This is a genomic window from Ramlibacter sp. (genome assembly GCF_028291745.1).
GTDB lineage: Bacteria > Pseudomonadota > Gammaproteobacteria > Burkholderiales > Burkholderiaceae_C > Ramlibacter.
In genome coordinates, this window is sequence record NZ_JAQGNQ010000016.1 from 23,053 (window position 1) to 45,205 (window position 22,153).

Here is a 22,153-nt window from a genome sequence, read left to right on the forward strand (position 1 = left end):
CCTTCAGCCTTTCACGGCGCGATGGCCGATGTCGCGGCGGTACTGCGCGCCGTCGAAGGTGATGCCGCGCAGCAGCTCGTAAGCGTGCATCTGCGCTGCCTTCACCGTGGCGGCGAGCGCCGTCACGCACAGCACGCGGCCACCGGTGGTGACCGTCTGGCCGTCACGGGCCGCGGTGCCGGCGTGGAACACCACCGCCTCTTCGGTGTTCTTCGGCAGGCCCTGGATCACGTCGCCCTTGCGCGGATCCATCGGGTAGCCGGCCGCGGCCATTACCACGCCCAGCGCGGTGCGGCGGTCCCATTCCAGGGCGACCTGGTCCAGCGAGCCGGAGGTGGCCGCCATCATCACGTCGAACAGATCGGACTTCAGCCGCACCATGATCGGCTGGGTCTCCGGGTCGCCCATGCGGCAGTTGAACTCCAGCGTCTTGGGCTGGCCGTCCTTGTCGATCATCAGTCCGGCGTAGAGGAAGCCGGTATAGGGGATGCCGTCCTTCTCCATCCCGCGTACCGTGGGATCGATGATCTCGCGCATCACCCGGGCGTGGACATCGGGCGTCACGACCGGCGCCGGCGAATACGCGCCCATGCCGCCGGTGTTGGGTCCCTGGTCGCCATCGCGCAGGCGCTTGTGGTCCTGGCTGGTGGCCAGCGCCGTCACGTTCCTGCCGTCGCACAGGACGATGAAGCTCGCTTCCTCGCCGTGCAGGAACTCCTCGATCACGACGCGCGCGCCGCCGGCGTTGTGCGCCACGCCCAGCTGGTCGCCGACGAGCATGAAATCGATGGCCTCGTGCGCCTCCTGCGGCGTCATGGCCACGACCACGCCCTTGCCCGCGGCCAGCCCGTCGGCCTTGACGACGATGGGCGCGCCCTTGCGGTCAATGTAGGCGTGCGCAAGGGCGGGATCGGTGAAGGTCTCGTAGTCCGCCGTCGGAATCCTGTGCCGCTGCATGAAGGCCTTGCTGAAAGCCTTGGAGCTTTCCAGCTGCGCGGCCGCCTGCGTGGGCCCGAAGATGCGCAGGCCGTGGGCGCGGAAGTCGTCGACCACGCCGGCGGCCAGGGGTCCCTCGGGGCCGACCACCGTCAGCGCGATCTTTTCCTTCAGGGCCCAGTCGCGCAGCTGGCGCAGGTCGGTGATGGGCACGTTTTCGAGCCGCGGATCGAGCGCGGTGCCGCCGTTGCCGGGCGCGACGTAGACCGCCTGCACCTTGGGTGACTGCGCCAGCTTCCAGGCCAGCGCGTGCTCGCGCCCGCCGCCGCCGATGACCAGGACCTTCATTCGGTGATTTCCGCGTTGTGATACACGGCCTGCACGTCGTCGAGGTCTTCCAGCATGTCGACGATCTTCTGCATGCGCGTGGCGTCGTCGCCGGCGAGCGGGATCGAGTTCTCGGGCCGCATCGTCACCTCGGCGATTTCGGCCTTCAGGCCCGCGGCCTCGAGCGCGTTCTTCACGGCCTCGAAGTCGCCCGGCGCCGTCAGCACCTCGATGGCGCCGTCTTCGTCGGTGACGACGTCCTCGGCGCCGGCCTCCAGCGCGAGCTCCATCACCTTGTCCTCGCTGGTGCCGGGGGCCAGGATCAGCTGGCCGCAATGCTTGAACTGGAAGGCCACCGAACCTTCGGTGCCCATGTTGCCGCCGTACTTGCTGAAGATGTGGCGCACCTCGGCCACCGTGCGGACCTTGTTGTCGGTCATGGTGTCGACGATGATCGCGGCGCCGCCGATGCCGTAGCCCTCGTAGCGGATTTCCTCGTAGTGCACGCCTTCGAGGTTGCCCGTGGCCTTGTCGATGTTGCGCTTGATCGTGTCGGCCGGCATGTTGGCCGCCTTGGCCTTCTCGACCGCCAGCCGCAGCCGCGGATTGATGGCCAGGTCGCCACCGCCCTGGCGCGCCGCCACCATGATTTCACGGATGACGCGCGTCCACACCTTGCCCCGCTTCTCGTCCTGGCGCCCCTTGCGGTGCTGGATGTTCGCCCATTTGCTGTGTCCGGCCACGTCAATCTTCCTTGTCGATCTTCTGCGTTACTCTTGGCTATGGTGCCATTCTACTTTTCGCACCCGTGGCGGGCTATTTTGGGAAAGAGCCCGCTGCCCTTGATGCGCGGCGCTGCGCAACCGTAGGCTGGGCTGCGCGCCAGCGCACCCCAGCAACCGCCCTACTCCCCAAATTGGCCCTCGATCGCGGCCGACAGGCCCCAGTCGGCCCCAAGCCTCCCCTCCCGCACGAAGCGATGCAGGCTGGAATGCGGCCAATCCCGCGCCCGCATCACCCAGCCGTGCTTCACCGGGTTGAAATGGATGTAGTCCACGTGGCGCTCGTAGTCGAGATCGTCCCGGATCTGGTGCTCCCAGAAGCGACGCTGCCAGACGCCGCGCTCGTCCTCGCCGCGTCTCGAGCGCGCACCCACCTCGAGAACACCCTGCTGCATCAGGCAGTGCGTGAAGCTGCGCTTGATCAGCCGCCAGCGCAAGGAGAAGTCCGCGTCCTCCTCTGGCAAGGTCCACAGCGCGTGCAGGTGGTCCGGAAGAACCACCATCGCGTCGATGTGAAACGGATGCGCGGTTTTCACCCGAGCGACGCAGGCGCGCAATGAGCTTACATGGTCCACCAGCCAACGGGCACTGCGGTCCTGCAAGGCGGCGGTGAAGAAATAGGTGGCCCCGGGGGTGTTGGCGCGGATGTAGCGTCGCATGAGGCATGTAACGGCAGCGGCGGCGGCGGGATGACGGTGGATGTGGTTCGGGGCATCGCTGGGGTGCGCTTCGCGCAGCCCAGCCTACGAAGCCGTCGAAGCCCATGGCAGCCCCTGGTCGTGCAATACATCCGGCCCGCTCTTTGCTAGAGTTGGCTTTTCGCCTCCTGCGAGCCACGATGCCCACCGATACCTCTGCACCACGCCATATCCGGCTGACCTCTCACGCGGGCGGCCAGGGGGCGCTCCCTATCCAGTGGGGCGCGGCGACGCCAGCGGAACGCGGGCCGGTCGTGGGCACCACGACGAAGCGCGCGCACCGCAACGTGATCGGCACCCACAGCGGCTCGTACAGCGTCTACCGCGCGTTGGCGGTCGCCGCCGGTGCGCTCAAGCGCGAACACAAGGCCGATCTCACCAACACGGCGCCCACCGACATCATCGGCCCCTACCCGCAATGGACCGATCCCGGCAAGATCGTCAGCCTCGACCCTTGGGGTGCCACGGTGGCCGAGGTGTTCTCGGGCGAACTTGCCGCCGGCTACGACATCCGCCCCACCATCGCCGTCACCAAGGCGCACGTGATCCTGCCGGAGGTGATCGAGGCGCTGCAGTCCGGCCGCCTGAAGGCCGACGGCCACTTCCTCACCGACGGCGGCGCCGCGATGGTGACCAAGGCCGCGATCGAGCCGGTGTGGTATCTCCCCGGCGTGGCCAGGCGCTTCGGCTGCAGCGAGTCGACCCTGCGCCGCGTGCTGTTCGAGGAAACCGGCGGCATGTATCCCGAGCTGGTCACGCGCAGCGACCTCGAGGTCTTCCTGCCGCCGATCGGCGGCCAGACCGTCTACATTTTCGGCGACCCGCGCGACCTGGCCAACCCGGAAGTCGAACTCACCGCCCGCGTGCACGACGAGTGCAACGGCTCCGACGTGTTCGGCTCCGACATCTGCACCTGCCGCCCCTACCTCACGCACGCGATCGAGGAATGCATCCAGGGCGCGCAGCGTGGCGGCGTCGGGCTGGTGTCCTATTCGCGCAAGGAAGGCCGCGCGCTCGGCGAGGTCACCAAGTTCCTGGTCTACAACGCGCGCAAGCGCCAGGTGGGCGGCGACACGGCCGACCAGTACTTCGCCCGCACCGAATGCGTGGCCGGCGTGCAGGACATGCGCTTCCAGGAGCTGATGCCCGACGTGCTGCACTGGCTCGGGGTGAAGAAGATCCACCGCCTGGTCTCCATGAGCAACATGAAGTACGACGCGATCACCGGCTCCGGCATCGAGGTCGGTGAGCGCGTCGACATTCCCGACTCCCTGATTCCGGCGGATGCCCGCGTCGAGATGGACGCCAAGAAGGCGGCGGGCTACTTCACGCCCGGCGTGGTGCCCGATGCCGAGGCGCTCAAGCAAACCAAGGGACGCACGCTATGAGCAGTACCGAATTCGTCCTCGGCTCCGGCGAGGCCGAACAGGCCGCGCACACGCTGCGCTCCACCCGTACCGTGCGCGAGCGCTGCGGGCAGTTGCTCGAGCGCGCGCGCGACGGCCGGTCGTCGTGGTTCGAGGTCGACGATGGCGCCATCGCCGCTGCCGCGCGCGCGGTGGCCGATCTCACTCACCGGCGATTTCCCAAGGGACACATCCCGCTGCACAGCCGCTGGCGCCACCTGGAAGCCGGCGGCGTGGACCGCCGGGGCGAACTCCAGCGCCTGCTGGGCGACGTGCCCAAGGCGACGCTCGGCCAGTGCCTGGTGGACCTCACCTTCGTCAGCGTCCTGCTGGATGCCGGCGCGGGGCCGGACTGGAAGTACACCGACTCCGCCACCGGGCAGACCTTCACCCGCTCCGAGGGACTGGCAGTAGCCAGCTACCACGCGTTCGTCGGCGGCATGTTCTCCAGCGACAAGCAGCACCCGCTGCAGGTCGACGCCGAGGGCCTGCGCGCGCTTGCCACCGACCAGCTCGCGCAGGTCTTGCAGGTGCACGGGAACAATCCGCTGGTGGGCCTGGAGGGCCGCGCCATCCTGCTGCGCCGTTTCGGCGAGGCCATGGGCGAGCAGCCCGAAGTGTTCGGCCAGAACATCGCGCGCCCGGCCGGCATCTACGACCAGATCCTGGCGCCTTCGCCCGAGCTGCCCTATACGGCGGACGTGGCGGCCCACGACATCCTCTCGCAGATCCTGGTGTCCTGCTCGGGCATCTGGCCGGCCGACAACGCGATCGGCTTCGTCCCCCTGGGCGACTGCTGGCGCCACGAGGCGGTGCGCGGCGAAGGCCAGAGCGACGGCTGGGTGCCCTTCCACAAGCTCTCGCAGTGGCTGACCTATTCGCTGCTGGAGCCCTTCGCCTGGTCGGGCGTGAACGTGCGCGGCGTCGAGGCGCTGACCGCCCTGCCCGAGTACCGCAACGGCGGACTGCTGATCGACAGCGGCGTGCTGCGCCTGCGCGACGAGGCGGTGACGCGCGCGGTCTGGCAAGCCGGCGACGAGCTGATCGTCGAGTGGCGCGCATTGACGGTGGCCCTGCTCGAGGAAGTGGCGGTCGAAATGCGCAAGCTGCTGCATCTCGATGCCGAGCGCCTGCCGCTGGCCCGCGTGCTCGAGGGCGGCACCTGGGCCGCCGGCCGCGAACTCGCCCAGCGGCAGCGCAACGGCCTGCCGCCGCTGCAGGTGGCCAGCGACGGCACGGTCTTCTGAACAGGCACTCACGACATGCAGAACAACAACGTCCACCTGATCGACCACCCATTGGTGCAGCACAAGCTGTCCCTGATGCGGAACAAGGAGGCCAGCACCAACAGCTTCCGCCGCCTGCTCAACGAACTGGCCATGCTCATGACCTACGAGGTCACGCGCGACGTGGCGATGCAGGACGTCGAGGTCGAGACGCCGCTGGAGAAAATGAAGACCAAAGTCATCGACGGCAAGAAGCTGGTCTTCGTTTCGATCCTGCGCGCGGGCACCGGCATCCTCGACGGCATGTTGAGCGTGGTGCCGGGCGCGCGCGTGGGCCACATCGGCCTGTACCGCGACCCGAAGACGCTGATGGCCGTGGAGTACTACTTCAAGATGCCGCAGAACATGGAGGAGCGCGACGTGATCGTGGTCGATCCCATGCTGGCCACCGGCAACTCCGCGATCGCCGCCGTGGAGCGGCTGAAGGAACTGAGCCCGAAGTCGATCAAGTTCGTGTGCCTCCTGACCTGCCCCGAGGGCGTGCAGGCCATGCAGCAGGCGCACCCCGACGTGCCGATCTTCACCGCCGCCATCGACCGCCAGCTCAATGAGCACGGCTACATCCTGCCGGGCCTGGGCGACGCCGGCGACCGGATGTTCGGCACCAAGTAAGCTATGCTCGACCTGCTGATCACCAATGCGGCACTGCCGGACGGCCGCACCGGCATGTCCGTCGCCGTGCAGGCGGGTCGCATCAGCGAGATCGCGCCGCAGCTCGAGGCGCCGGCGCGCGAGACCGTCGATGCCGGCGGCTACCTGCTCTCGCCGCCCTTGTGCGATCCGCACTTCCACATGGACGCGACCCTGAGCTACGGGCTGCCACGCGTCAACGAGAGCGGCACGCTGCTCGAAGGCATCGCGCTGTGGGGCGAGCTCAAGCCGCTGCTCAAGGCCGAAGACCTGATCCAGCGCGCGCTCGCGTACTGCGACTGGGCGGTCGCGCGCGGGCTGCTGGCGATCCGCAGCCACGTCGACACCAGCGATCCCTCGCTGCTGCCCGTGGAGGCGATGCTGGAGGTGAAGAAGCGCGTGGCGCCCTACCTCGACCTGCAGCTGGTCGCCTTCCCGCAGGACGGCTTGCTGCGTACACCGGGCGGCATCGACAACATGAAGCGCGCCCTCGACCTGGGCGTCGACGTGGTCGGCGGCATCCCGCACTTCGAGCGCACGATGGCGGACGGCGCCACCAGCGTGAAGCTGCTGTGCGAGGCCGCCGCGCGCCGCGACAAGCTGGTCGACATGCACTGCGACGAGAGCGACGACCCGCTCTCGCGCCACATCGAGACGCTGGCCTTCGAGACGCAGCGCCTCGGCCTGCAGGGCCGGGTCAACGGCTCGCATTGCACGTCCATGCACAGCATGGACAACTACTACGTGAGCAAGCTGCTTCCCCTGATCGCGGAGAGCGGCGTCAGCGTGGTCGCCAATCCGCTGATCAACATCACGCTGCAGGGCCGCCACGACACGTATCCGAAGCGCCGCGGCATGACCCGCGTGCCCGAGTTGATGGCCGCCGGCGTCACCGTCGCCTTCGGCCACGACTGCGTGCTGGACCCCTGGTACGGCATGGGCTCGGCCGACATGCTGGAAGTGGCCCACATGGGCCTGCACGTGGCGCAGATGACCAGCCAGGCGGGGATCCGCGCCTGCTTCGACGCGGTGACCGGGAACGCCGCGAAGGTGATGCACCTCGAAGGCTACGGGCTGGAGCCGGGATGCGACGCAAGCTTCGTGCTGCTGCAGGCGCGGGATGTGGTGGAGGCGATCCGCCTGCGCGCGCATCGCCTGAAGGTCTGGCGCAAGGGGGTGGTGGTGGCCGAGACGCCGGAGGTGGTCGCCAAGGTGACGCTGCCGGATCGACCGGCCGCCGTGCGCTTCCTGCGGTGAACCAGCCCCCAGGCGGGCGTCGAACGCATCGATGCGTCGGAACTCGCGCAGCCGTCGGACATCGCCGCGGCGGTCGCCTATCTCGCCTCGGGCGACGCAACCATGGTGCAGGGCGCAGGCCTCATCGTGGATGGCGGCCGACTCAGCGAACTATGAGCTGGTGAGTGTGCCGGGGGCGGTGAATGCCGCCTCCATGGCCTCCCGGTACAGATCCGGGGCTCATTGCGCGCCGCCGCCGCGGATCACCGCGTCGTGGTCGGCGCCGGCACCACCACGATGGTGTCGCCGGTCCGGCCACGCTGGCCGGTGGCTCCCGTGTCGCCGGTCGCACCGGTGCTGCCCGCGACTCCCGTGGTGCCTGTGTCGCCAGTCGCCCCCGTGCTGCCGGTGAGGCCCGAGGCTCCCGTGTCGCCGGTCAGCCCGGTGGAGCCCGTGCTGCCCGTGTTGCCCGACGCTCCGGTGTTGCCGGTCGCGCCGGTGGCACCCGCGGGGCCGGCCGGGCCGGGCACCACGACCACCGCCGCGGGCGCGGGGGCGGGCGCGGCGACCGCCGGCACCACTGCCACCTCGCGCTGGCATGCGGTCAATGCGAGGGCGACCACGGTGATCGAGAGAGCTGCTGCGTATTTCATGTGATTCCTGCCGTTCGAAGCGAAAACCGCGCTCCCCCGGCAGAAATTTGCATGAGGCGCAGTTGACCATGCAAGCCTGAGCCTTGGCGAGCCGCCGTTCCGTCCGCTAGCGTACGAAGGGCGTACCGTTGCCGCGACTGGAGGCTTTCGCCTACAAGCGCGCCGGGCCGCTGGTCAGTTCTTCCCCGGCTTCGGGATCACCTTCGTCCACCCCGGCGGCCTGGGGTTCTCCTATGCTTGCCGCATGGCCCTCGAGCTCTCCCGCGTTCGTGCCCTCTGTTTCGACGTCGACGGCACCATCGCCGACACCGACGATCACCTCGTGGCGCAACTCGCGGCGCTGCTCGACGCGATCCCCGGCGTCAGCGGCCGGCGCAGCGAGCGCCTGGCCCGGCAGGTCGTGATGGGACTGGAGACGCCGGTGCATGGCGCCTATGCCTTGCTCGATCAGCTCGGTCTCGACACGCCGATCGACCGCCTGCGCACGCGCCTGAAGACGATGAAGCAGCGGCAGGCGGACCCCGCCCACACGCGCAATCCCGAAGCGCTGGACGAGGTGCCGCACGACATGGTGCCCGGCGTGCAGGAGATGCTGCACAAGCTGGCCGCCCACTATCCGATGGTGACGATCTCCACCGGGGGCGCCCCGCGCGTGGAACGCTTCCTGGTGCACTACGGCGTGCGCGACCTGTTCACGGCGGTGGTCGGCAGCCAGACCACGCGGCGCATGAAGCCGCACCCGGAACCGCTGTTCTACGCGGCGGAGAAGATGGGCGTGGAGCCGGGGCAGTGCCTGATGATCGGGGACACCACCATCGACGTGCGCACGGGGGTCGCGGCAGGCGCGCAGACGTTGGCGGTGCTGTGTGGCTTCGGGACCGAGCGGGAATTGCGCGATGCGGGGGCGGGACTGATCTTGCGGACCACGTCGGATCTGCTGGGGGTGCTGTTGCCGCAGGAGGATGAATTGGGGAAGACGGCGAGTCCGCGGCCTTGATTCCGAGGCGGGGGAGCGCCCCCACCCCAGCCCTCCCCCGGTGGGGGAGGGGGCAAGACCACCGGCGCGGAGAAGAGTCAGTGCTTTCGTTCGAGCAGCTTCACCAGCGCCCACAGCACGCGGTTGGCAGGCGTGCGAATGCCCAACGTTTCACCGCGGCGCACCACGTAGCCGTTGAGGAAGTCGATCTCCGTCGGCTTGCCGCGCGCCAGGTCCTGCGCCGTCGACGAGTACTGCGCCGGCATGCTCTCCACCAGCTTGCGCGTGACGGCATGGGCATCCGCCGGCACCTGCACGCCGTCGGCATGCGCCACGGCCAGGCACTCGTCGACCACATCGCGCATCACGTCCCAGATGCCCTCGCCCTTGACGTTCTCGCCGTAAGGCTGCTGCGCGATCGCGGAGATGGCGTTGTAAGCGCAGTTGATGATCAGCTTGAGCCACAGCGCGCCGCGCACGTTGGCCGAGATCTCCGTCGGCACGCCGGCCGCAACCAGTGCTTGCGCGACTCGCTGGCTGACGCGCGCCGGCTCGATCACCAGCTCGCCGCGGCCGTGGTGCTTCAGGTGGCCGGGGCCGGCCATCTCGGTGGCGACATAGACCACGGCCGCCGCGACCTCGTGGGCGGGTAGCACGCTGCGCAGCCGCTCGGCGTTGTCGACGCCGTTCTGCAGGCACAGCACCAGAGTGTCCGGCCGCAGGAAGGGCCGCAGCTCCTCTCCGGCGGATTCCGTGGCCATCGACTTGACGCAGAACAGCACCGCGTCCGCCTCGCGCGCACCGGACGCATCGGTGACGGCGCGCACCGGCACCTGCTCGTCGAAGCTCCTGGTCTCCATGCGCAGGCCGGACCGGGCGATCGCCTCGACGTGCTCCGGCCGGGCGATGAAGGTCACGTCGTGGCCGGCGCGTGCGAGCATGCCGCCGAAGTAGCTGCCGACGGCGCCGGCGCCCATCACGGCGACGCGCAGGCGGTTGGGGATCGAAGCCATGGACTTTCTCCTGAATCGCGCAGGCAGGGCCCGCGGGAAGCGCGATGCTAAACGAAGGGCGGAGCGCCCCCACCCCAACCCTCCCCCGGAGGGGGAGGGAGGAACGCGACGCGCGGACATAATCGTGCATGGCCTATGTCGACCTGTCGCGGCAGCCGGACGCGGTGCGGCGCATCGTGCTGGCGCTGGGACTCGCGCGCGCGGACGAACCGGTGCACGCCACCGCGTTGACCGGTGGCGTGTCTTCGGGCATCTACCGTGTCGATCTCGCCTCCGGCAGCTACTGCATCAAGCAGGCGCTGCCGCAGCTGAAGGTGGCCAAGCTGTGGCAGGTGCCGGTGGAGCGCGTGTTCTCGGAGATCGCCTGGCTGCGGGCCGTGCAGCGCATCGTCCCCGGCCACGTGCCACGCGTGCTGGGTGAGGACGCGGCGACCGCCAGCTTCGTCATGCCCTTCCTCGGCCCCGAGTACCGCAACTGGAAGAGCGAGCTGCTCGCGGGCCGCATCGCGCCCGACATGGCCCGCACGGTGGGCGATCTGCTGGGGCGCATCCACGCAGCCACCGCCGACCGGCCGGAGATCGCCGCGCAGTTCGCCAACGGCGACCACTTCCATGCCCTGCGGCTGGAGCCCTATCTGGTGGAGTGCGCCCGCGTGCACCCTGCCCTTGCCGATCGCCTGCACGCCCTCGTCGATCGCACCGCGCGCACCCGGCGCGTGCTGGTGCACGGCGACGTCAGCCCGAAGAACATCCTGCTCGGCCCGGACGGACCGGTGCTGCTGGACGCCGAGTGCGCCTGCATCGGCGACCCGGCCTTCGACCTCGGGTTCTGCCTCAATCACTTGCTGCTGAAGTCGGTGTATGCGCCTGGGCAGGCATCGTTGTTGCTGCAAGCATTCCGGGCGCTGGCCGACGGCTACTGGCCGCATGTGCAATGGGAGGCGCAGCCGGCGCTGGAGGCGCGCGTCGCGACCTTGCTGCCGGCACTGACGCTCGCGCGCATCGACGGCAAGTCGCCGGTGGAATACCTGGGCGAGCCGCAGCGCGCCGCCGTGCGCAGGGAGAGCATTGGCTTGCTGCAGGATCCACCCTCCTCCCTCACCCAACTCGCGGACCGCTGGGTCCGCTCCTTCGCATGACCATCCAGAGCATCGAGGCGCGCCGCATCTGGGATTCGCGCGGGCGGCCCACCGTGGAAGTGGAAGTCGGCAACGCCGACGGCAGCATCGGCCGCGGCATCGCGCCGGCGGGTGCATCGCGCGGCACACGCGAGGCCGTGGAACTGCGCGACGGCGGCCCGCGCTTCGGCGGCCTCGACGTGCAGCGGGCGCTGCGCGGCATCGAACTGGAGATCGCACCGGCGCTGGTGGGCCGTGACGCATCCGACCAGGCCAGCATCGACGCCCTGCTGATCGCGCTGGACGGCACGCCCGACAAATCGCGCCTGGGCGGCAACGCGCTGATCGCCACGTCGCTCGCTGTGCTGCACGCCGCCGCGGCACAGGCGCGGCTGCCGCTGTGGCGCTACCTCGCGCAGGGCCGGCCGGTGCAGTTGCCGCTGCCGCAGGTGCAGGTGTTCGGGGGCGGCGCGCATGCGGGGCGGCGCGTGGACGTCCAGGACTTCATGGTGATCGCCACCGGCGCGCGCTCGTTTGCGCAGGCGATGGAGATGAGCGCCGAGGTGTACCGGGCGGCCGGCGCGCTGATGGCCGAGCGCGGTGCATTGGCCGGCGTCGCCGACGAAGGGGGCTGGTGGCCGGCCTTCGCGCGCAACGAGGATGCGCTGGACACGCTGCTCGCAGCCATCGAGCGGGCCGGCTACACGCCGGGCAGCGAGGTGGCGATCGCGCTCGACATCGCGGCCTCCGAGTTCGGGCACGGCGGCCGCTACCGGCTCGCGCTGGAGAACGAGGAACTCGATTCGGACGCGCTGTGCGAGCGTCTGCTGCGCTGGCTGGAGCGCTATCCCATCGTCTCCATCGAGGATCCGCTGGCCGAGGACGACGAGGCCGGCCTGATCGCCTTCACGCGCGCGGCGGCCGGCCACGTGCAGGTGGTGGGCGACGACTATCTCGTGACCAGCGCGCAGCGCGTGCGCACGGCAGCCGAACGCGGTGCCTGCAACTGCCTGCTGGTCAAGCCGAACCAGGCCGGCACGGTCAGCGAAACGCGCGCGGCCCTCGATGCGGCGCGAGAATCTGGCTACGGGACCATCGTCTCGGCGCGCTCCGGCGACACCGAGGACGTGGCCATCGTGCACCTGGCCACCGGCTGGAACGCGGGCCAGATCAAGGTGGGCTCGTTCGCGCGCTCCGAACGCATGGCCAAGTGGAACGAGGGCATCCGGCTCGAAGGCCGCGTGCCGGCGCCAGCAGGCTTCGCGGGACGGGCCGCGCTGGCGGGTGGGCGCTGACGCATTCGCGGCGACAATCGCCGGGCGATGAACTACTGGCTGATGAAGTCCGAGCCGGCCGAGGTCTCGGTCGACGATGCGCTGGCCGCCCCCGCTGCCACGGTGCCCTGGACCGGCGTGCGCAACTACCAGGCGCGCAACTTCATGCGCGATGCGATGCGCGTCGGCGATGGCGTGCTGTTCTATCACTCCAGTTGCGCGGAGCCGGGCGTCGTGGGCATCGCGCGCGTCGCGTCGACGGCCTATCCCGATCCGACGCAGTTCGATCCGTCTTCCCCTTATCACGATGCCGCCTCCAAGCGCGAAGAACCGCGCTGGCTGCTGGTCGACGTGCAGGTGCTGCGCAAGACGCGCACGCTGGGCCTGCCGGAGTTGCGTGCCGATCCGCAGCTGCAGGACCTGGTCGTGCTGAAGAAGGGCAATCGCCTCTCGATCACGCCGGTGGAGGCGCGGCACTGGCAGCGTATCCTGGCGCTGCTGGCGTGACGCGGACATGAGCGGCTGGCAGCTGGCCGGCTTCCTGCTGTGCGTCGCGATCGCCACCTGGGCCCAGAGCATCACCGGCTTCGCGCTGGCGCTGATCCTCCTCGGCTTGGCCAGCCTGCTGCAGCTCGCGCCCTTGCCCGATGTCGCGAATGTGGCGATGGTGCTTTCACTGGCCAGTGCCGCCGTCGCCCTGCGCGGGTCGCGCCGCTCGCTGAACCGCGGGATATGGCGCGCCACGGTCAGCGGCAGCGTGGTGGGTGTCGCGGTCGGCGTGGCGATCATGGGCTGGCTGCAGGCCAACGTGGTGATGCTGTTGCGGCTGCTGCTCGGTGTGGTGGTGATCGCCTGCGCGGTGGTGGTGCTGCTGCGCGCAAAAACGCTGCCGCGCACTTCATCGCGGCTGTCCTTCGGCGTATTCGGATTCCTCTCGGGCGTGCTGGGCGGACTGTTCTCCGCATCCGGGCCGCCACTGGTGTACCAGTACTACCGGCAGCCGCTTTCGCTGGACGAAGTGCGCGATACGCTGGTCGCGACGCTGGCCGCGGGCTCGCTGGTCCGCCTGGGCATGGTGGTGCCGGCCGGCCATTTCTCGCTGCGCTCCCTGCTGCTGTGCGCGCTGTCGGTGCCGCTGGCGATGGCCGTGACCTGGTGGATGCGCCGGCATCCGCCCGCGTGGCGGCGCGAGACCGTGTTGAAGGTGGTGTGCGCGCTGTTGATCGTGACGGGGGTGGGTCTGATCGGGCCGGCGGTGAAGGCGCTGGTGCGGTGAGCATCATGGTGGGACGCGGCGGTGCCGCGTCCCACCCTACACAGCTGGAGTGGCGGCGGTGGGTCTGGCATGGTGTGCGGCTGCACCCGACGACCACGCTGCCCGGTAGGGTGGGATGCGGCGCAGCCGCACACCACCGCGCCTGCCCTAGCCCCGCAACAAGCGCGGCACCCCCTGCCCCGCCGCCATCTGCGGAAACAGCACCCGACCCACCCGCTCGCGCTCCAGCCCGAAGCTCTCGGCCGCGACGCTGGCGATCAGCGCATCCAGGCCCAAGGTCGGCCGCAGGTCCCGTCCTTCGTAGAGCGCAGCAGGGGCCAGCCCCGGCCAGTCCGCGATCACGCGGCCACCCTGCAGCGCACCGCCTGCCAGCAGCGCCGCCGACGCGGTGCCGTGGTCGGTGCCGCCCGTGCCGTTGACCGCTGCCGTGCGGCCGAACTCGGTGGCGACCAGCACCACCGTCTGCCGCCAGCTGTCGCCCAGGCCTTGCTTGAGCGCGGCCACCAGCGTGTCCAGCGCGCGCAGCTGCGCGGCCAGGCGCGGGTTCTGGCCGCCGTGCGTATCCCAGCCGTTCGTCTCGATCATCGCAATGCGCGCGCCCTTGGGCTGTGCGAGGAAGTTGGCGGCCATGCGGCCCAGCGCCGCAGGATCCTGGCGCTTGCCTTCCAGGCCGGCCGCACCGGCCATGCCACGGGCTTGCATCGCCGCCGACCACAGCGCGTGCAGCTGCGCGTCCTGGGCATAGAGCTGCTGCACGCGCAGCAGCAGGTCGTCGCCGGCCGCCGGCAATGCGGAAGGCGCATACGAGGTCACCTCCGCGGGCCCGCGCAGCGCCAGCGGCACGGTGGGCGCGAGTGCGATCGCCGGTTCGCCCGGGCGCGGCAGCAGGCCGACCAGGCGGTTCAACCAGCCGTCCTTCAGCTGGTAAGGCGCGGTGCCGCCGCTTTCCAGGACGTTCTGGCCGTCGAAGTGGGAGCGGTCGCGGTAAGGCGAAGCCACGGCCTGCACGAACAGCGCCTCGCCGGCGGTGTAGAGCGCGCCGAATTGCGCCAGCGACGGATGCAGCGCAAAGCTGCCGTCCAGGCGGATGGCGCCGGCCGCATCGATCGCGAGCGGCCCGCGCAGGGAGGCGTAGGCGGGATCGGCATAGGGGATGACGGTGTTCAGTCCGTCGGCCGCCCCCCGCTGCAGGATGAAGACGAAGCGCCGCTCGGTGGCAGCCTGCGCGAACGCCACGCGCGGTGCAAGCAACAGGGCCGCGGTGCCGGCCAGGAAGCCGCGTCGGTCCAGGGACAAGCTCATCTCCTCAGGAAATCGGGCGAGACCAGCAGCAGCGCCAGCGCGCCCGCAGGACTCTCGGAACGCGCGATCGCGGAAGCCGTCGCCTCGCTGAGGGCACCCGGCAAGACACGCGGCGCCAGCACCCGCGCATCCACGGCGTCGCCGGCTTGCGCGGCCAGGCGCTGCGCCATCTCGACGCGGCGCACCAGCGCATCGGGCGCCGCCCAGCTCGCGGCGATGTCGTCGTAGCCGGCCGGCGAACCGGGGCGCCACACTGGTTGCCCCAGCTGGTTCATCAGCTCGGCGAGCTGCATGGGTGCGATCTCGCGCTGGCCCATGGCACGCAGGCTGGATAGCGCCCAATCCCAGGGCGTCTTGAACTTGGCCGGCGTCGCCTGCCACGCCTCGCGTGCGACGACCAGTTCGCGGTACACCGTGGGCAGGTCGCCGCCGCTGCGGGTGAAGGCATCGGCAAGCCGCTGCACCAGCGCCGGCGGCGGCTCGTCGCCGACGAAGTGGCGGGCCAGCTTGGTGGCGATGTGCCTTGCGGTCGCCGGCGCCGTGGCCAGGTCGTGCAGGATCGCGCGGGCCTGCTCCTCGCCCGGCTGCGGATAACTGTGTGCCAGCAGCGTGCGCGTGCCCGGCTCGTGCAGCGCGGGGCGAAACAGCGAGGGGACGGGTGCGGCCTCTTTCGAGGGATCCGCCGCAGCGACCGCGGGCAGCGTCCACCCGGTGAGAGCGCGCGCGAATTCGGTGACGTCCGCCTGCGTGTAGCCGCTGCGCACGCCCAGCGTGTGCAGCTCCATGATCTCGCGCGCAAGGTTTTCATTCAGGCCACGGCGGCGCGGCTGTGCGCCCTCGGCAGCGCGCAGGGCGGCAGCGCTTTGCGGGCCGATCGAGTTGGGCTGGTCCAGATAGAGCAGCATGGCGGGATGCCGGGTCACCGCCATCAGCATGTCCTCGAGGCGGCCGAGAACGTGCGGCCGGATCGCATCCGCCTCCAGCGCACCGGCGAGGCCGACCACGGACATCTTGTCGACGGACACCGCGAAGTGATTCGCCCAGAAGTGAACCAGCCGCTCGACGAAGGGCGCGGGCGTGACGAGCGCACTGGCGCCCCGCGCGCCGAGCGCCGCGAGATAAGCCTCGCGCCCCTCGCGACGATAGACCTGGCGCGCCGCCTGTTTCTCGCCCTCGGGGGCGTCGCGCACGGCGCGCTGCCGGGCCAGCAGCTCCTGCAGGAGCGCGGGGGTGCGAGGAAGCGCGGCCCACGCGGCGGGCGCGGGATCGTAGCGACTGAATTGCGCGAGCAGCCAGCCCTGCGGGTCGCTTGGCGGGGTGTCCTCGGCGCGCGCGCCAAGGCCGAAGCGGTTGAGGGCGATGCTGGCAGCGGCGGTCACGCAGGGGATTGAACCGCGCCTGAAGCAGCTCGTGTTGTCGCCGACGTTTCGCGGGTGTAAATCCGGGGCGTCGGGCGTGCACGCCGCAGGGGAAGCCGCTCCTAGAATGGCCCATGCCTCCCGACCGCGCCGCCAATCCCCTGCTCGCCCCCTGGACCGCGGCCTTCGGCTTGCCGCCTTTTGCACAGATCCAGGCTCATCATTTCCCGCCCGCCTTCGAGCAGGTGCTGCAGGAGCACCGCGAGGCAATCGCGGCCATCGGCGAGGCCGCCGCGCCGCCCGACTTCGACAACACGGTTGCGGCCTTCGATCGCAGCTTTCGCGCGCTCGGGCGCCTGCGCATGGTGTTCTACAACCTGTGCGCGTCGGAGACCTCCGCCGAGCTGCAGCAGGTGCAGCGGCAGATGGCGCCGGTGCTGGCCGCCCATGACAGCGCGGTCTCCATGCACGCGGGCCTGTTCCGGCGCATCGCCCTGCTGCATGAGCGGCGAGCCGACCTCAAGCTAGGTCCCGAGCAACTGCGGCTGATCGAACGCGTGCACCTGGACTTCGTGCGCTCCGGCGCCCTGCTGGCGCCGTCGGCGCAGGCCCGCTATGCGCAGGTGGCGCAGGAGCTCGCGGCGTGCTGCACGGCCTTCGGGCAGAACGTGCTGCATGACGAATCGGCCTGGGCCCTGGAGCTGCATGACGAGGCCGAGCTCGCCGGGCTTCCCGAGTTCGTACGCGCCGCCGCCCGGCTTGCCGCGCAGCAGCGCGGATTGGGCGACGTGCATGCCATCACGCTGTCACGCTCTTCGATCCTGCCCTTCCTGAGCTTCTCCGAGCGGCGCGACCTGCGCGAGCAGGCCTGGCGCGCCTGGGTGGAACGCGGCACGCACGCGGGCGAGCACGACAACCGGCCCCTCATAGGCCACATCCTCGCGCTGCGGCAGGAGCAGGCGCGCTTGCATGGGGATTCGAGCTATGCGGAGTTCGCACTGGTGGATCGCATGGCGCGCACGCCCGCCGCCGTCGACCGCCTGCTGGACGACGTCTGCGATCGCGCCATCGCCGTGCTGGTGCACGAGCGGGAGCGGCTGGCCGCGGTGCAGCGGGCGGCCGGCGTGGAGCAGCCCATCGAAGCCTGGGACTGGCGTTACTGGGCGGAGAAAGTGCGGCAACGCGACTTTGCCGTCGACGACGCGGAGCTCAAGCCCTACTTCTCGCTCGACGCGATGGTGCGAGCGGCTTTCGACTGCGCACAGCGCCTGTTCGGGTTGCGCTTCACCCCGCGGCCCGACCTGGTGCTCTATCACCCCGATGCGCGCGGGTACGAGGTGCACGACGAGGACGGCCGCGCTGTCGGCCTCTTCATCCAGGACAACTTCGCGCGTCCCAGCAAGCGCAGCGGTGCCTGGATGAGCAGCCTGGCCGTGCAGTCGCGCAATGGCGGCGAGGTGCTGCCCGTGATCCTGAACAACAACAACTTCGCCCAGGGCAGTCCGACGCTCCTGAGTTTCGACGACGTGCGCACCTTGTTCCACGAGTTCGGGCACGGGCTGCACGGGCTGCTGTCGAACGTCACCTATGCCAGGCTCGCCGGCACCAGCGTGCTGCGCGATTTCGTGGAGTTGCCCTCGCAGTTGTTCGAACACTGGGCCTCGGAGCCCGCGGTGCTGCAGCGCCACGCGCGGCATGTGCACACGGGCGAGCCGATTCCCGCGGCGCTGATCGAGCGGCTGCAGGCAGCGGAGCGCTTCGGCGAGGCGTACGAGACGGTGCGCTACTGCGGCAGTGCGATCGTGGACATGGCGGTGCACCGCCATCCCGATCCCGGCTCCGTCGCCGACTGGCCGGCCTTCGAGGCGCAAACGCTGCGCGATCGCGGGCTGCCCGCAGCCGCCGGCACCAATCATCGACTCGCCCATTTCCAGCACCTGTTCAGCGGCGACAGCTATGCGGCGGGCTATTACGTCTATCTCTGGGCCGAGGTGCTGGACGCGGACGCGTGGGGCGCGTTCGAGGAGGCGGGGGATCCCTTCCATCGCGAGACCGCGCAGCGATTGAAGCGCTGCATCTATGCGGCGGGCAACAGCGTGGAGCCCGGCGCGGCGTTCCGCGCGTTCCGGGGGCGCGATCCGGTGATCGCGCCGCTGCTGCGGCAGAAGGGGCTGGTGAGGACTTAGCACCCGTGTAGGGTGGGATGCGCAAAGCGCACACCACCACGGCGGCCGGTGGTGTGCGCCTTGCGCATCCCACCCTACCGGCATGAAAAAAGCCGCCCGAAGGCGGCTTTTTCAAAGGGCAACCGGCTTACTGGTTGTCCGTGGAGATTTCCTCCGGCTCGGGCTTGGCGCGGCCTTCCTTCCGGGGCAAGGGCTGGATGTCCAGCTGCACGTCCGCCGTCTCGTTGCCCTTCTCGTCGGTCTTCACCTCCATGTCCACCGTCAGGCGACCGCCCTCGGTGAGCTTGCCGAACAGCAGCTCGTCGGCCAGTGCCCGACGGATCGTGTCCTGGATAAGGCGCTGCATCGGCCGCGCACCCATCAGCGGATCGAAGCCCTTCTTGGCCAGGTACTTGCGCAACTGGTCGGTGAAGGTGACCTCCACGCGCTTCTCGGCAAGTTGCTGCTCCAGTTGCAGCAGGAACTTGTCGACCACGCGCAGGATGATCTGTTCATCCAGCGCCCTGAAGCTGACGATCGCATCCAGGCGGTTGCGGAACTCCGGCGTGAACAGGCGCTTGATGTCGGCCATCTCGTCGCCCGTGTCGCGCGAGTTGGTGAAACCGATCACCGCCTTGTTCATGGTCTCGGCACCCGCGTTCGTCGTCATGATGACGATGATGTTGCGGAAGTCGGCCTTGCGTCCGTTGTTGTCGGTCAGCGTGCCATGGTCCATCACCTGCAGCAGCACGTTGAAGATGTCCGGGTGCGCCTTCTCGATTTCGTCGAGCAGCAGCACCGCGTGCGGCTTCTTCGTGACGGCTTCGGTCAGCAGGCCGCCCTGGTCGAAGCCCACGTAGCCGGGGGGCGCGCCAATGAGGCGCGACACCGCATGGCGCTCCATGTACTCCGACATGTCGAAGCGGATCAACTCGATGCCCATGATGTAGGCCAGCTGCTTGGCCGCTTCCGTCTTGCCGACGCCCGTCGGGCCGGAGAACAGGAAGGCGCCGATCGGCTTGTCGCCGCGGCCGAGGCCGCTGCGCGCCATCTTCACCGAGGCCGCCAGCACTTCGAGTGCCTTGTCCTGGCCGAACACCACCGACTTCAGGTCGCGCTCGAGGGTCTGCAGCTTGCCGCGGTCGTCGTTGCTGACGGAGGCGGGCGGGATGCGCGCGATCTTGGCCACGATCTCCTCGACCTCGGTCTTGGAAATCGTCTTCTTGCGCTTGCTCACCGGCAGGATGCGCTGGGCCGCGCCGGCCTCGTCGATCACGTCGATGGCCTTGTCCGGCAGGTGCCGGTCGTTGATGTACTTCGCCGACAGCTCCGCCGCCGCCTGCAGGGCACCCGCCGCGTACTTGACGCTGTGGTGCTCCTCGAAGCGGCTCTTGAGGCCCTTGAGGATCTCGATCGTCTGCTCCACGGTCGGCTCGACCACGTCGACCTTCTGGAAGCGCCGCGACAGGGCCGCGTCCTTCTCGAAGATGCCGCGGTACTCGGTGAACGTGGTCGCGCCGATGCACTTGAGCGCGCCGCTCGAGAGCGCCGGCTTGAGCAGGTTGGACGCGTCCAGCGTGCCGCCCGAGGCCGCCCCGGCGCCGATCAGCGTGTGGATCTCGTCGATGAAGAGGATCGCGTTGGGCTTGTCCTTGAGCGAGCGCAGCACGCCCTTGAGGCGCTGTTCGAAGTCGCCGCGGTACTTGGTGCCCGCCAGCAGCGCGCCCATGTCGAGGGAGTAGACCTGCGAGTCCGCGAGGATCTCGGGCACTTCCTTTTGCACGATGCGCCAGGCCAGGCCTTCCGCGATGGCGGTCTTGCCCACGCCGGCCTCACCCACCAGCAGCGGGTTGTTCTTGCGGCGGCGGCACAGGATCTGGATCACGCGCTCGACCTCGTACTCGCGGCCGATCAGGGGATCGATCTTGCCGTCCTTGGCCGCCTGGTTCAGGTTGAGCGTGAACTGCTCGAGAGGCGATGCCTTCTCGTTCTTCTCGCCACCCTCGCCCTCTTCGGACGACGCGTTCTCGCCGCTCTTGGCGGGCTCCGGCGGATCGCTCTTCTTGATGCCGTGCGCGATGTAGTTCACCACGTCGAGACGGGTGACCCCCTGCTGGTGCAGGTAGTACACGGCGTGCGAGTCCTTCTCGCCGAAGATCGCGACCAGCACGTTGGCGCCGGTGACTTCCTTCTTGCCGTTGCCGGTGGACTGCACGTGCATGATCGCGCGCTGGATGACGCGCTGGAAACCCAGCGTGGGCTGGGTGTCGACGTCGTCCGTGCCCGCGACCTGGGGCGTGTTGTCCTTGATGAAGTTCGACAACGACTTGCGCAGGTCGTCGATGTTGGCGCTGCAGGCGCGCAGCACTTCGGCCGCGCTGGGATTGTCCAGCAGGGCCAGCAAAAGATGCTCCACCGTGATGAACTCGTGGCGCTGCTGACGCGCTTCCACGAAGGCCATGTGGAGGCTGACTTCCAATTCCTGGGCAATCATGAGATTTCCTTCTGCCTATCGTTCAAAACTGATCTGTTCCTTCAGAGTGCCGGTTCACTCCACCGGTTCACTCAAACATTGCAGGGGGTGCCCCGCTTGACGCGCTGCCTCCTGCACCTGCTGGACCTTCGTGGCCGCGACGTCACGGGAATAGACGCCGCAGATGCCCTTTCCGTCCAGGTGGATCTTCAACATGATCTGGGTTGCCGTCTCTCTGTCCTTGCCAAAAAACTCCTGGATCACCACGACCACGAATTCCATGGGTGTGTAGTCGTCGTTCAACATGACGACCTGGTACATCTGCGGAGGCTTGGTCTTCTGGGTTTTCCGCTCTGCGACCACCGAGTCGCCGCCATCGTCCGACGGCCGGATGACGGGACCGGCCGGGGGCGGAATTGGTGTCTGACTGGCCATGAAAATCATTCTATCGACGGGGAATCGCTCTCGCCGACCCAAGGTGAATTGGAGACGGTCCCGTCACATTCAAGCGACAACCGTACAGTACCCCTGTTTCTCCTCTCACGGATGGCGCCCTGGAGGGCGCGAAATGCAGCGCCGGCACGCACTTGCGGGCGACTAAGTGAAAATATTGACAGCTGAGCCGGCTTCAACGACACTCGCGCCCCTTGAGGGAACAAATAAGCGAGGGCGCGCATCATGGCGACCGGAACAGTCAAGTGGTTCAACGATGCCAAGGGCTTCGGGTTCATCGAACCCGATGGCGGCGGCTCGGATATCTTCGCCCATTTTTCGGCGATCACGATGGAGGGTTTCAAGACCCTCAAGCAGGGCTCGCGCGTCAGCTTCGAAGTCCAGCAGGGGCCCAAGGGCCAGCTCGCCCAGAACATCCAGGCGCAGCCCGGCCCCATCCAGACCCAGCCGGCCACCCCTGAGCGGCCCCAGCGCCAGCCCAAGGTGCGCGCACCGCAATTCCATGCGGCGATGGGGCACAGCGGAGAGCACGCGAGCAAGTGACTTCCGGCGCGCGCCAGCGCGCCATCGAAGTCACCCTCCCACGATGAAGCAAAGCCGCCCTCGGGCGGCTTTCGGCCTTTCTCCTTCCCCCGTCGGGGGAAGGTTGGGATGGGGGCGCCCCTCGCACTGTGCGCGCCGCAGCGCCCCCACCCCAGCCCTCCCCCGGCGGGGGAGGGAGCCAACTGCCAAGCCCCACGAAAAAGCCGCCCGAAGGCGGCTTGGAGTCCCTGGTCCCGGCCTGCCCGGAA

Annotated in this window: 20 protein-coding genes and 1 pseudogene; 12 read left to right on the top strand and 9 right to left on the bottom strand. The window is 69.1% G+C overall.

Annotated features, from left to right (window positions below):
- Nucleotides 1–3 precede the first annotated feature (3 nt).
- From purD to JWP60_RS02370, 3 genes are all read right to left on the bottom strand, one after another.
- A complete protein-coding gene (gene purD, locus JWP60_RS02360; RefSeq protein ID WP_299786008.1) occupies nucleotides 4–1,284 on the bottom strand; it encodes a phosphoribosylamine--glycine ligase in 1,281 nt (426 codons plus the stop codon).
- Nucleotides 1,281–2,006, bottom strand: coding sequence for a YebC/PmpR family DNA-binding transcriptional regulator (locus tag JWP60_RS02365; protein WP_299786009.1), 726 nt, complete (start codon nucleotides 2,004–2,006; stop codon nucleotides 1,281–1,283). Before JWP60_RS02365 ends, purD begins: the two co-directional genes overlap by 4 nt.
- Nucleotides 2,007–2,167: 161 nt before the next feature.
- Nucleotides 2,168–2,704: a transposase gene (locus JWP60_RS02370; RefSeq protein ID WP_299786011.1), complete on the bottom strand. Its 537-nt coding sequence runs from the start codon at nucleotides 2,702–2,704 to the stop codon at nucleotides 2,168–2,170.
- A 179-nt stretch (nucleotides 2,705–2,883) separates the two neighbouring features.
- Here JWP60_RS02370 and JWP60_RS02375 point away from each other — a divergent pair, with 179 nt between their 5' ends.
- From JWP60_RS02375 to JWP60_RS02395, 5 genes are read left to right on the top strand one after another with little or no spacing between them, the layout of a single operon-like run.
- Nucleotides 2,884–4,131 (top strand): GTP cyclohydrolase II, encoded by a 1,248-nt coding sequence (locus tag JWP60_RS02375; RefSeq protein WP_299786013.1) that lies wholly within the window; start codon nucleotides 2,884–2,886, stop codon nucleotides 4,129–4,131.
- Nucleotides 4,128–5,396 (top strand): URC4/urg3 family protein, encoded by a 1,269-nt coding sequence (locus tag JWP60_RS02380; RefSeq protein WP_299786015.1) that lies wholly within the window; start codon nucleotides 4,128–4,130, stop codon nucleotides 5,394–5,396. The genes JWP60_RS02375 and JWP60_RS02380 overlap by 4 nt, the downstream gene beginning before the upstream one ends.
- A 15-nt stretch (nucleotides 5,397–5,411) precedes the next feature.
- Nucleotides 5,412–6,047, top strand: a complete 636-nt coding sequence (upp, locus tag JWP60_RS02385; RefSeq protein WP_299786017.1) for a uracil phosphoribosyltransferase — start codon at nucleotides 5,412–5,414, stop codon at nucleotides 6,045–6,047.
- 3 nt (nucleotides 6,048–6,050) lie between these two features.
- Complete coding sequence (locus JWP60_RS02390; RefSeq protein ID WP_299786019.1) at nucleotides 6,051–7,322, top strand: amidohydrolase family protein; 1,272 nt, start codon at nucleotides 6,051–6,053, stop codon at nucleotides 7,320–7,322.
- Between the two features lie 27 nt (nucleotides 7,323–7,349).
- Entirely contained in the window at nucleotides 7,350–7,478 is a 129-nt protein-coding gene (locus tag JWP60_RS02395; protein WP_299786060.1) for an SDR family oxidoreductase, read from the top strand.
- Nucleotides 7,479–7,564: 86 nt separating this feature from the next.
- On the opposite strand, the gene JWP60_RS02400 is transcribed toward JWP60_RS02395, so the two are convergent.
- Entirely contained in the window at nucleotides 7,565–7,954 is a 390-nt protein-coding gene (locus JWP60_RS02400; protein WP_299786021.1) for a collagen-like protein, read from the bottom strand.
- A gap of 244 nt (nucleotides 7,955–8,198) precedes the next feature.
- Here JWP60_RS02400 and JWP60_RS02405 point away from each other — a divergent pair, with 244 nt between their 5' ends.
- Nucleotides 8,199–8,951 (top strand): HAD family hydrolase, encoded by a 753-nt coding sequence (locus JWP60_RS02405; RefSeq protein ID WP_299786023.1) that lies wholly within the window; start codon nucleotides 8,199–8,201, stop codon nucleotides 8,949–8,951.
- A gap of 77 nt (nucleotides 8,952–9,028) precedes the next feature.
- On the opposite strand, the gene JWP60_RS02410 is transcribed toward JWP60_RS02405, so the two are convergent.
- Complete coding sequence (locus JWP60_RS02410; RefSeq protein WP_299786061.1) at nucleotides 9,029–9,922, bottom strand: 2-dehydropantoate 2-reductase; 894 nt, start codon at nucleotides 9,920–9,922, stop codon at nucleotides 9,029–9,031.
- A gap of 149 nt (nucleotides 9,923–10,071) precedes the next feature.
- Between JWP60_RS02410 and JWP60_RS02415 the strand changes: the two genes are divergently transcribed.
- The 4 genes from JWP60_RS02415 to JWP60_RS02430 are packed head-to-tail and all read left to right on the top strand — an operon-like array spanning nucleotide 10,072 to nucleotide 13,611.
- A complete protein-coding gene (locus JWP60_RS02415) occupies nucleotides 10,072–11,082 on the top strand; it encodes an aminoglycoside phosphotransferase family protein (RefSeq protein WP_299786025.1) in 1,011 nt (336 codons plus the stop codon).
- The gene (eno, locus tag JWP60_RS02420) at nucleotides 11,079–12,356 is read left to right on the top strand and encodes a phosphopyruvate hydratase (RefSeq protein ID WP_299786027.1); all 1,278 of its coding nucleotides are present in this window, start codon (nucleotides 11,079–11,081) and stop codon (nucleotides 12,354–12,356) included. Before JWP60_RS02415 ends, eno begins: the two co-directional genes overlap by 4 nt.
- A gap of 27 nt (nucleotides 12,357–12,383) precedes the next feature.
- A complete protein-coding gene (locus JWP60_RS02425; protein ID WP_299786029.1) occupies nucleotides 12,384–12,842 on the top strand; it encodes an EVE domain-containing protein in 459 nt (152 codons plus the stop codon).
- Nucleotides 12,843–12,849: 7 nt separating this feature from the next.
- Nucleotides 12,850–13,611, top strand: a complete 762-nt coding sequence (locus JWP60_RS02430) for a TSUP family transporter (protein ID WP_299786031.1) — start codon at nucleotides 12,850–12,852, stop codon at nucleotides 13,609–13,611.
- 147 nt (nucleotides 13,612–13,758) lie between these two features.
- Here the strand turns inward: JWP60_RS02430 and JWP60_RS02435 are convergent, their stop codons facing one another.
- Together JWP60_RS02435 and JWP60_RS02440 are read right to left on the bottom strand one after the other, a co-directional pair.
- Nucleotides 13,759–14,913, bottom strand: coding sequence for a DUF1501 domain-containing protein (locus JWP60_RS02435; protein ID WP_299786033.1), 1,155 nt, complete (start codon nucleotides 14,911–14,913; stop codon nucleotides 13,759–13,761).
- Nucleotides 14,910–16,292, bottom strand: a complete 1,383-nt coding sequence (locus JWP60_RS02440; RefSeq protein WP_299786035.1) for a DUF1800 domain-containing protein — start codon at nucleotides 16,290–16,292, stop codon at nucleotides 14,910–14,912. Before JWP60_RS02440 ends, JWP60_RS02435 begins: the two co-directional genes overlap by 4 nt.
- A 113-nt stretch (nucleotides 16,293–16,405) precedes the next feature.
- Here JWP60_RS02440 and JWP60_RS02445 point away from each other — a divergent pair, with 113 nt between their 5' ends.
- A complete protein-coding gene (locus tag JWP60_RS02445; protein WP_299786037.1) occupies nucleotides 16,406–18,457 on the top strand; it encodes a M3 family metallopeptidase in 2,052 nt (683 codons plus the stop codon).
- Between the two features lie 127 nt (nucleotides 18,458–18,584).
- Here the strand turns inward: JWP60_RS02445 and clpA are convergent, their stop codons facing one another.
- Both clpA and clpS read right to left on the bottom strand, forming a co-directional pair.
- Nucleotides 18,585–20,930 (bottom strand): ATP-dependent Clp protease ATP-binding subunit ClpA, encoded by a 2,346-nt coding sequence (gene clpA / locus JWP60_RS02450; RefSeq protein ID WP_299786039.1) that lies wholly within the window; start codon nucleotides 20,928–20,930, stop codon nucleotides 18,585–18,587.
- 54 nt (nucleotides 20,931–20,984) lie between these two features.
- Nucleotides 20,985–21,353: an ATP-dependent Clp protease adapter ClpS gene (gene clpS / locus JWP60_RS02455; protein WP_299786041.1), complete on the bottom strand. Its 369-nt coding sequence runs from the start codon at nucleotides 21,351–21,353 to the stop codon at nucleotides 20,985–20,987.
- Nucleotides 21,354–21,587: 234 nt separating this feature from the next.
- Here clpS and JWP60_RS02460 point away from each other — a divergent pair.
- A pseudogene (locus JWP60_RS02460) lies at nucleotides 21,588–21,785 on the top strand (cold-shock protein); the annotation flags it as partial.
- Nucleotides 21,786–22,153 lie beyond the last annotated feature (368 nt).